This window comes from Actinacidiphila rubida (assembly GCF_900110255.1).
Taxonomy (GTDB): domain Bacteria; phylum Actinomycetota; class Actinomycetes; order Streptomycetales; family Streptomycetaceae; genus Actinacidiphila; species Actinacidiphila rubida.
On the sequence record NZ_FODD01000066.1, the window covers coordinates 18856 to 28399 of the forward strand.

Sequence of the window (9544 nt, forward strand, 5' to 3'; positions counted from 1 at the left end):
GTCCGCCCCTTTCAGGCCAGGCCGCGGATGTGGCTGTAGGTGTGCACCACTTCGAAGAGCAGCGGCACCAGCGCGATGGTGGTGATCCACTCGCCGATGTCGCCGAGGTGGCCCCAGACGGGCAGCAGCCGGCTGCCGGGCAGCCGCTCGGCGGCCACCAGCAGGCCCGCGGCGGCCAGCAGCAGCCCGGCGAGCACCACCAGCCGCACCCCGGTGCCGTGCGGCGCCGCGATCAGCAGCGCGACAGCCATCGGGCCGGCCGCGCCGCCGATGGTGGTGGCCACCCGTTGGACGACACCGGTGAGTTCGCGGGCCCGCAGCAGCACGGCGGCGCCGAAGACCAGCGGGACGACCCAGCCGGCCCAGTCGGTGCGCTGGGTCACTAGCCACCATGCGGCCAGGTAGAAGGCGGCCGAGGCGAGCGCGAGGGTGTCCAGCAGGACACTGGCCACCGCGGTCCGCGTGCGCAGCCGCTCCTCCGGCTGCGGGTCGATGTCCTGCTGCAACTCGTCTGCGTTGTGCGGGAGTTGGGGGGCGCGCAGCCGGGCTAGCCGCAGTGCGGTACGCGGCCCGAGGTGGTTGAGCAGGAACATCACCCCGGCCGTCAGGGCCGCCGCCTGGCTGGGCGAGCAGCCGGCCACGCCCATTCCGCAGGCGCCTGCGGTGGCCGCGGCGAGCAGCAGCACCGAGCCGGGCAGCGCGGGCGGCACCGCCCGCAGCGCGAGCAGCGCCCCGGCGACCAGGAGCGTCCAGGCGCCCGCCAGGAGCAAGGCGGCCGCGCCGATCCGGAAGCCGCCGTGGGAGTCGCTGGGGATGACCAGGCCGGCCAGGACGCCGAAGCCGAGGGCGCCGGAGGCGGCGGTCAGGGCGCAGGCGGGGTGTGCGCCGAGCCGGTGGGCGGTCACCGCGCCCGCGGCTAGCAGCACCGCGGCGGTGCCGGCCGCCGAGGCGGCGGCAGCGCCGGGCCCTTCGGCCAGTAGCCCCGCGGCGAGCGCGAGCAGGGCGAGGGCGGCGCCGACCAGGGCCAGCACGCGGGTCGCGGACGGGCTCCAGCGGCCGGGCCGGCTGCTGACGACGTGGGCGACGCCGTCGGCGACGTCGTCGAAGTGCAGGGCGGGCAGGGCCTCTTCCGCGGCCCGCAGCCACAGCACGTCCCCGTGGCGCAGGCCGAGCGTCTGCGGGGTGCCGTCGGGGTCGAGGGGCTCCTCGCCGAGCCGCTGGAGCACCCAGGTGCGGCTGGCGCCGTCCGGCATGCCGGCGTGCCGCAGCAGCACCGGCAGCAGGGCGGCGACGGGCAGGGTCACCGGCACCGCCAGGTCGGAGCGGCCGGCCGGGCCGTCCACCGTGACGCGGCAGACATCGGCGGTCGGCGTCGGCGGTGGGGGCGTTGACGTCGTCAAGGGTGTGCTCCAGCGGGGATCGGTCCGTCGCGGGCCCGCTGATGGGGCGGGTCTGCGGCGGCGGCAGGAGGGCGGAGGAGGGTGGGACTTCGCGGTACGGGGTGGTGCGGTTGTCGTTCTGCTGTGGTGCGGTGTGGTGCGCCGGCGGGCGGCCGGGTCCCGCGAGGGGGTCAGGCGGGCGTGACCAGTCCGGTGTGGACCAGGCCGACCGAGCGGCGGGTGACGAGTTGGGCCCGGCCCGGCGGCAGCGTGCGCGGCTTGGCCTCGCCGAGGAACTTGCCCTCCTCGCGCGGATAGGAGAAGAGCAGGGCGGGGTTGCCCAGCTCCCACAGCCGGCGCAGCACCGGGTCCATCATCGCCCGCCCCGCGCCCGAGGCGCTGCGCGCGACCACCAGGTGCAGGCCGATGTGCAGGCCCTGGGCGAGCAGCGGCACCAGGGGTGCCATCGGGGAGGGCGCGCCGGGCATGCCGCTGATCAGGTCGTAGTCGTCGATCAGCACGAACAGCCGCGGCCCGTGCCACCAGTCGCGAATGGCCAGTTGCTCGGGGCTGATGTCTGCCCCGGGCAGGCGCCGGCTAACCGAGGTGGCGGCGGACTGGGCGAGTTGGCTCAGGCCGTCGCCGTCCACGGCGTAGCCGACCCGGTACGCCTCGGGGATCTCGCGCAGCAGGCCGCGGCTGGGGTCGGCGGCCAGGATGCGCGCCTCGTCGGAGGTGTAGCGGGACAGGATGCCGCGGATGACCAGCCGCAGCAGGTTGGTCTTGCCGGTCTCGCGGTCGCCCAGGACCGTCAGGTGCGCGGTGCTGCCGAAGTCGTGCCAGGCCGGGGCGAGCCGCTGCTCGTCCAGGCCCAGCGCGAGCCGCAGGTCCGCGATGTTGGTGGGCGGCGAGGGCAGTTTGTCGGCCGGCAGCCGGGCCGGCAGCAGTCGCACCTCGGGGGCGCGCGGCCCGCTCCAGAAGGTGTCGATCTCGGCGACCGCGGACTTGGTGGCGGCCGTCAGGTCGTCGGCCCCCGACCAGCCGTCGATACGGGGCAGCGCGGACAGGAAGTGGTGCCCGGAGGCGATCAGGCCGCGGCCGGGCTGGTGCGGCACGGTCGCCGCGGTACGGGTGCCCACCTCGGACTCCATCGCGTCGCCGAGCCGCAGCTCCAGTTTGGTGCCCAGCAGGTCGCGCAGCCGCGGCCGGATCTCCGACCAGCGCACCGCCGAAGCCACCACGTGCACGCCGAACGCCAGGCCGCGCGCGGCGATGTCCAGGACGACCGGCTCCAGCTCCTCGTACTCCGAGCGCAGCGTCGCCCAGCCGTCGACCACCAGGAAGACATCGCCGTACGGGTCCTCGATGGCGCCAGCCGCTCGCTGGGCGCGGTAGGCGGCCATCGACTCCAGGGCGTGGGCGGCGAAGTCCTGCTCGCGCCGCTCCAGTAGCTGGCCGATCTCGGCGATGGTGCGCAGCACCCGGTCCCGGTCCAGCCGGCCGGCGATCGACCCGACGTGCGGCAGGCCGGTGGTGGAGAGCAGGCCGCCGCCGAAGTCCAGGCAGTAGAACTGCACTTCCTCCGGCGTGCAGGTCAGCGCGAGCGAGAGCATCAAGGTGCGCAGCAGCGTGGACTTGCCGGTCTGTGGCGCGCCCACCAGGCCCAGGTGCCCGTCCGGCCCGGACAGGTCGGCCACCAGCAGCTCGCGGGCCTGCTCGTAGGGGCGGTCCACCGTGCCGAGCGGCACCCGTGAGAGCGGCGCCCCGCGGTGGCCGGCCGCGCTCATGCCGCGCACAGGGTCGGGCACGACGCCGGGCAGCAGCTCGTCCAGACTGGGGGAGTCGGTCAGCGGTGGCAGCCACACCTGGCGGGCCGGCGGTCCACTGTCCTCCAGGCGGCGCACCAGCAGCTCCAGCAGCGTCTTGTCGCCGGCGCCGGGCTCCGCCGGGCTGGTGGCCGGCTCGGGCGCGGCGGCCGGCTGCGGCTGCTCGATCGGCCGGGACGGGCCGAGCCGGCCGAGCCCGAACAGCGCGATCTCGCCGACCGGGTCGGGTCCTGCCGCCTGCTCGCCGGGGGCCGGCGGGGCGGGCGCGGGCCCGGAGACGTAGGCGGCCTTGAAGCGCACCAGGTTGGTGGTGTCGACCTTCAGGTAGCCGTTGCCGGGCGCGGAGGGCAGCTCGTAGGCGTTGGCGACGCCGATGACGCTGCGGGACTCCATCGCGGAGAAGGTGCGCAGCGCGACCCGGTAGGACAGGTGGCCCTCGACCTTGTGGATGCGGCCCTCGTCCAGTCGCTGCGAGGCGAGCAGCAGGTGCACCCCGAGGCTTCGGCCCAGGCGCCCGATGGAGACGAACAGGTCCACGAACTCCGGCTTGGAGGCGAGCAGTTCGGAGAACTCGTCGACGATGATCAGCAGCGAGGGCAGCGGGGTCAGGCCGCTGGCGCCTGACAGGCGGGCCTTCTCGTAGTCGAAGAGCGAGGAGTAGCCGGCCGAGCGCAGCAGCTCCTGGCGGCGGACCATCTCGCCGGAGATGGAGTCGCGCATCCTGTCCACCAGGTGGATCTCGTCGGCCAGGTTGGTGATGACCGCCGAGGTGTGCGGCAGTCGCTCCATGTTGAGGAAGGAGGCGCCGCCCTTGAAGTCCACCAGCACGAGGTTGAGTACCTCGGAGGAGTGCGTGGCGGCCAGGCCGGTGACCAGGGTGCGCAGCAGCTCGCTCTTGCCGGAGCCGGTGGCGCCGATGAGCAGGCCGTGCGGGCCCATGCCGCCCTGCGCGGACTCCTTCAGGTCCAGCTCGACCACCTCGCCGTCTTCGGTGACGCCGAGCGGCACCTTCAGCCGCGCCGCCTGCGCCTGGCGCGGCCGCCAGGAGGTCGCCACGTCGAAGGTGTAGGGGTCGCGCAGGCCGAGCAGGGTGGTCAGTTCGAAGTCGGAGTCCAGCGAGCGGTCGACCAGGTCGATCGAGCCGCTGGTGCGCAGCGGCGCCAGCGTACGGGCCAGGGTCTCGGCGGAGTTGCGGCTGAAGGAGTCGGCGGCCACCGTCGCGGTGCCCTCGCCGGAGGGGTACTCCGCCTCGCGGTCGCGCATCGTCAGCCGCAGCACCTTCTCGCCGCCGGGCAGCAGACCGGTGGCGTCCAGCAGCACCACGTTGCGCATCCCGGCGCCCAGCAGCCGCGAGCTCTCCGGCAGCCGGGTGTCCTGGGCGACGACCACCACGAAGGGCTCGGCGGTGCTCGGCTGGGACTCCGGGTCGTGGTCGGGCCGGTCGCGGACCTCGGCGCCGAGCAGCTCCAGCAGCTCATCGTGGTCGGCGGCGGCCAGCCGCAGCGGCCCGGCCGCGTCCGACTCCTGTGGGTGGGCGTTGTGCGGCAGCCACTTCAGCCACTCCCACTCCGCGGCCGCCAACTCCCCGCCCAGCAGCGCGATCCGCAGGTCGTCGGGGGCGTGCAGCACCGCGAGTTGGCCGACCATGGAGCGCATCAGGTCGAGCGCGGCCGTGCCGGACCCGGCGAACTCCACGCTGGTGAAGCGGCGCAGCGCTACCGGCACGGGCAGGTGCGGGACGCGCTGGTGGGCTCGGGTGAAGCGGCGCAGGGACACCGCGGACAGGGGCTCCAGGTCCTCCACCGGGCGGGTCTGCGGCGGCAGGAACTCCAGCGCTGCGCGCCGGGTGCCGGTGCCGATCCGCACCCGGGCGAAGTCGTCGTGGCTGGGCCGGCGCTCCCACAGCCGCTCGCCCAAGGCGAGCGTCCACAGCTGACCGGGCGGCGGGTTGTTCCACAGCAGCGCGGCCCGCTGCTCGTCTGCGGCCTGCCGCGCCTGGCCCCGCTTCTGGGCGAGGTAGCGCAGGTAGTCGCGCCGCTCGGCGCGCATCCTGCGGCGCCGCTCACCGCCGGTGCGGCCCAGCTGGGTGAGCGCCATGCTCGCCATCGAGGCGCCCATCATGCCCGACATCATGTAGGTCGTCGGGCCCGGCCGGCCCTGCGAGAACATCAGCATCATCGCGCCGCTGCCCAGGCCCATCGGCAGGTACATCAGCGCGGAGCTGACGTCCGCGAGCGCGGGCTCGCCGAGAGAGGGCGGTTCGGCGAGTTCGACCTGCCCCTCGGGCAGCTCCGGGCCCTCCGTGCGCGGTGTGCGCCGGACCACGGTGGTGCTCAACGGGCCTGTCCCTTCGGCTGGTTACCCGGATACGACAGCGCGCCGGTCGCGGCCGCCGCGCAGGAGGCGGCAGCAGCAGGTGCGGCCGGGTGGGACGGATGTGCCGCGGAGGTCATATCAGACCGCACCGGATCGCGTAGGCCACCGAGTGCGCGCGGTTGCGCAGCCGGTGCCGCTTGATCACCCCGTAGAGCACGTTCTTGATGGTGCGCTCGGAGTAGCCCAGCTTCGAGCCGATGTCCTGCAGCTCGTAGCCTTCGGCCACCAGGCGCAGCACGTCGGCCTCGCGCAGGGTGAGGCCGCCGGGGGTCAGGCCGCGCGGGGTGAGCACCTCGCGGTGGGTCTGGCGGACCTGGTCCATCAGCCGGCCCTGCAGCTCGGTGGGCAGGTCGCCGTGGCCCGCTTGCACCTCGCGCAGGGCCTCGCCGAAGCGGTCCCACGTGAAGTCGTGCCGGAAGATGACCGCGCGCACCCCGGCGTCCAGCGCCGAGTGCAGGTTGGCCGTCCAGGCGCCCTCCACGATGAGCAGCAGCTGCGGGTCGCCGGGCAGTTGGCGGCGCAGCCCGCCGATCGCGGCGGCGTCCGGGTTCTCCAGCGAGGCGATCACGATGTCGGCGGCCGCGCTCCAGCGGGTGAGCGCCAGGTGCGGGAACTGGCGGACGTAGCTGACCAGCGCGAGCCGGGTGATGGGGTCGGCGGTGTGCACGGCGAGCCGTACGGCGCCGTGGCCGTCTGCGGCGCCCTCCGCGGCGGGCACGGTGCCGCCGTGCTGACTGGGAGCCCCGGAGTGCTCCGGGTTCTCGCCTTCTTCGGAACCAGAGTGGCCGCGGGCGCCCTCGGGGCGCGCCGGCTCGGTGGGGTGCTGGTCCCCTGCCGCGGGGTGGGTGCCGTGCCCGGCGGTGCGGGCCGGTGCGGCGGTGCGGGGCCGTCGGTGCAGCACGGCCGGGGCGGTCCGGCTCGGTGCCTGCCCGGGCTGGTAGGCGGTGACGGGGGCGGTGGGGGCAGCACCGCGTGGACCGGTGATTGCCATCCGTGTCTCCTCTCCGGCGTTCAGGGGGGGTGCTCCAACGACCCCTGTCCGGTGCACGCTGGTCGGCGCGGTACCGGACCGGTGGGGTAGATCGTTGACCCCTGAACAAGATTTTGATCAGCAGATATGTCAGCAGAAGGACATGCGCTTTCGCGCGGTGCGCGTGAACCGACATTGGATGTTCATACGGGCTGCTCCGCTGAACGTTCACGGGCCAGGAAGACGGAATTCGCCGAATGCCGCCCTGCCCGGCCGCACCGGTCCCACATGCCACCGCGGTGCGGTGGTATGCCGGAACAGTCCGACTCTCGGTCCGGAGCCGGAGTACGGGGTGGCGGACAGGCGAAACCTTCCGCCGGTCCGCGGGCAGGCGGCCGGGCCGGGGGTGCGCACCGGGCGCCGGAGATTCGCCCGCTGTGCGAGACGGCCGCCGCGCACTGCGAGGTGCGGAGCGCGGGCGACCGGGGTGCTGCCGGGCCGGCGCCCGAAGGGGCGGACCGGCCGGTAGCGGCCTTGCTTGTGATGTAACACAACGCTACCGGTGACTTGTTGTCAACCGCGCCCCAGAGGTGGCTGGACGATCGTGGGCCCGGGCCGCCGCCTCCTGGGAGGGTGGCCCGGATCACCCGCACCGCGGCAGCCACCGCCGTCACCTGGAGCATGCCCGGCCACAGCAGCAGATAGGTGCGGCGCAGCGACCAGTTGCTCAAGGGGCGGCAGGCCACGCCGACGAAGACGTCGGCGTGCAGGGCGAGTTCGCTCATCAGGCTGGCCCCGACGCCGGAGGCCACCAGTGCCTGGATGGCCGGCGCGTCGTCCGCGGTGGCCACCCGCGGTGCGAAGCCGAGATTGGTGCAGGCGGCCACGAACCGGTCCCGGAAGCTCTCCATCACCCAGTTCACCTCGGCGAGTTCGGCCAGGTCCACGGTGGGCCGGTCGGCCAGCGGGTGGTCCTCGCGCATCACCACGAAGCGGCGGTCGGTCATCAAGTCCAGCCGCAGCATGGTCTCTTCTCACTCCGGCAGCTCCCCGTTCTCCCAGTTGCAGAGCAGCCCGAGGTCCGCCTCGTCGGTGCGGATCAGCCGCCGCGCATCCACCGGCTCGGCCTGTTCCAGCGTGACCCGCTCATCGGGCCGGGCCGCCCCCAACTGCTGGATCATCCGCCGGTTGCGTTCGTCCAGCGAGACTCTTTTCGTTCTTCCATCAATCATTTTTATGATGTGCTCATGAGCGTCGAGCAGTTGCGGGTGCTGGCCGAGGTCGCACGTACCGGCTCCTACACCGCCGCGGCCCAAGTGCTCGGCTATGTCCAGCCCGCCGTGAGTTACCAGATGCGCAGGCTCCAGCAGGCAGTGGGCGCGCCGCTGGTGGTGCGGGTGGGCCGCGGACTACAGCTCACCGAGGTCGGTCACGTACTGGTGCGGCACGCCGACGCGATCTTCTCGGCGATGCGCGCGGCCGACCACGAGGTCGCCTCGGTGGTCGCGCACGGTGGCGGCCTGGTGCGGATGGTGGCCTTATCTGCGACCCGGGTGACCGACCGCAACTTGGACACCTACTACGCCGAGTCCTGGCTGGCCGCCCAGGGTTTGGCCATCGCCCCCTACCAGGAAGCCCTGGACCGGCGCCTGGCCACAGGGGCGATCCCGGCCTGACCCCGGCCGTTCCCTCCCCACCCCGCTCGCTGTCGCCCGTCATCTACCTGCGGGTACAAGGGCCTTGCGCATCCGCCGCGGGGCCCTTCGGCATGGTGCGGCGGCGATCGCACCCCCTTCGGCGCGGGGCGTCCAGGGCCGTACGGGCAGCCTCGGCAGACGAACGGGCCGATTCCCGGCCCCACTTCGTGACGTGCCGTTAATGAGGGTGTTACCTGGCGCTGGCGTCTCGTTCGGCCGTTACCGGCGGGCGTGGGGATCGGCCGCGGCGGCGCGGCCGCCGGGAGGGCCCTCGAATGCGTGCGATGCGGAGAGACCGCCCGTGAGTATCGACCTGCCGCCTGAGTTGGATTGGGTGGCCGAGCTCGCGGTGGGTCAGTCGTGGCCGAAGGGCGACGAGGACAAGATGCAGGTCCTGGCCCAGGCCTGGTACCAGTCCGCCCAGCACCTGGAAAAACTCACCGACGAGATCGACCCCGCCACCACCGGCGTCCTCGACTCCCTCGGGGGCCCCGTCGCCGACCAGTTCGCCGACTTCACCCGGCAGATGCGCACCGTCCTGCCCAACGTGGCCCAATCCGCCAACGGCATCGGCGACCTGTCCCGCAACGCCGCCGTCCAACTGGAGTACACCAAGTACTCCCTCCTCATCCAGCTCATCTTCCTCGCCTACGCCCTGTGGGAGCTGGCCTCCGTCGGCCTGCCCGAACTCGACGGCCTCGTCATCGCCGCCGTCCGCACGGTGTGCTGGAAAATCCTCCAGTCCCTCGCCCGCAACGTCGTCATCGGCACCGCCTTCATGCTCGGCACCGACGTCGCCGTCCAGGTCATCCAATTCCTCAAAGGCGACCGCACCTCCTGGAGCTGGGACAACACCCTCCAAGCCGTCGAAGGCGGCGCCGTCGGCGGCGCCTTCGCCGGCATCTTCACCGAAGCCGCCAAATTCGTCCCCCCCAAATTCGGCAACGCCCTCGGCCGCCAACTCGCCGTCGGCGGCGCCACCGGCATCGCCACCACCTTCACCATGGACGCCATCAACGGCAACCTCGGCGACGCCCTCACCAACGGCCTCGCCGCGACCTCCGGCGCCATCGGCGGCCTCTACGGCGGAAGACGAGGCGGCGGCCCCCACGACGAACCCCACCTCACCGACACCGACTTCAAACTCCCCGACCTCCCAGACCTCAACACCCCCGGACCCGACAACGCAGACGACATCTTCACCACCCCCCTCCCCCTCGACCCCACGCAAACCGGCAACGGCACATGGGCCCGCACCCAATGGCAACAACAGAACCCGCCACCCGCCCACGGGGA

7 protein-coding genes are annotated in these 9544 nt (G+C 73.3%); 2 read left to right on the forward strand and 5 right to left on the reverse strand.

Going from position 1 to position 9544, the window contains the following annotated elements; all coding sequences use genetic code 11:
- Positions 1 to 11 precede the first annotated feature (11 nt).
- The 5 genes from eccD to BMW99_RS41020 all read right to left on the reverse strand — a co-directional run bounded on the left by eccD (position 12) and on the right by BMW99_RS41020 (position 7783).
- Positions 12 to 1400 carry a type VII secretion integral membrane protein EccD gene (eccD, locus tag BMW99_RS36595; protein ID WP_075018302.1) on the reverse strand — a complete coding sequence of 463 codons (1389 nt, stop codon included), beginning with the start codon at positions 1398 to 1400 and terminating at the stop codon, positions 12 to 14.
- Between the two features lie 170 nt (positions 1401 to 1570).
- Positions 1571 to 5542: a type VII secretion protein EccCa gene (gene eccCa, locus BMW99_RS36600; protein ID WP_075018303.1), complete on the reverse strand. Its 3972-nt coding sequence runs from the start codon at positions 5540 to 5542 to the stop codon at positions 1571 to 1573.
- 112 nt (positions 5543 to 5654) lie between these two features.
- Positions 5655 to 6572, reverse strand: a complete 918-nt coding sequence (locus BMW99_RS36605; RefSeq protein ID WP_079138880.1) for a helix-turn-helix transcriptional regulator — start codon at positions 6570 to 6572, stop codon at positions 5655 to 5657.
- 182 nt (positions 6573 to 6754) lie between these two features.
- Entirely contained in the window at positions 6755 to 7576 is an 822-nt protein-coding gene (locus BMW99_RS36610; RefSeq protein ID WP_069466324.1) for a LysR family transcriptional regulator substrate-binding protein, read from the reverse strand.
- A 9-nt stretch (positions 7577 to 7585) separates the two neighbouring features.
- Positions 7586 to 7783: a hypothetical protein gene (locus tag BMW99_RS41020; RefSeq protein ID WP_141726392.1), complete on the reverse strand. Its 198-nt coding sequence runs from the start codon at positions 7781 to 7783 to the stop codon at positions 7586 to 7588.
- Positions 7784 to 7798: 15 nt separating this feature from the next.
- Here BMW99_RS41020 and BMW99_RS36615 point away from each other — a divergent pair, with 15 nt between their 5' ends.
- Both BMW99_RS36615 and BMW99_RS36620 read left to right on the forward strand, forming a co-directional pair.
- Positions 7799 to 8227 (forward strand): LysR family transcriptional regulator, encoded by a 429-nt coding sequence (locus BMW99_RS36615; RefSeq protein WP_069466323.1) that lies wholly within the window; start codon positions 7799 to 7801, stop codon positions 8225 to 8227.
- Between the two features lie 322 nt (positions 8228 to 8549).
- A partial coding sequence (locus BMW99_RS36620) for a WXG100 family type VII secretion target (protein ID WP_143080607.1) occupies positions 8550 to 9544 on the forward strand: 995 nt, incomplete at its 3' end.

Coding starts and splice junctions, on each gene's coding strand:
- BMW99_RS36605 (WP_079138880.1), bottom strand. CDS start 6,572: ATGGCAATCACCGGTCCACGCGGTGCTGCCCCCACCGCCCCCGTCACC.
- BMW99_RS41020 (WP_141726392.1), bottom strand. CDS start 7,783: ATGATTGATGGAAGAACGAAAAGAGTCTCGCTGGACGAACGCAACCGG.
- BMW99_RS36615 (WP_069466323.1), top strand. CDS start 7,799: ATGAGCGTCGAGCAGTTGCGGGTGCTGGCCGAGGTCGCACGTACCGGC.
- BMW99_RS36610 (WP_069466324.1), bottom strand. CDS start 7,576: ATGCTGCGGCTGGACTTGATGACCGACCGCCGCTTCGTGGTGATGCGC.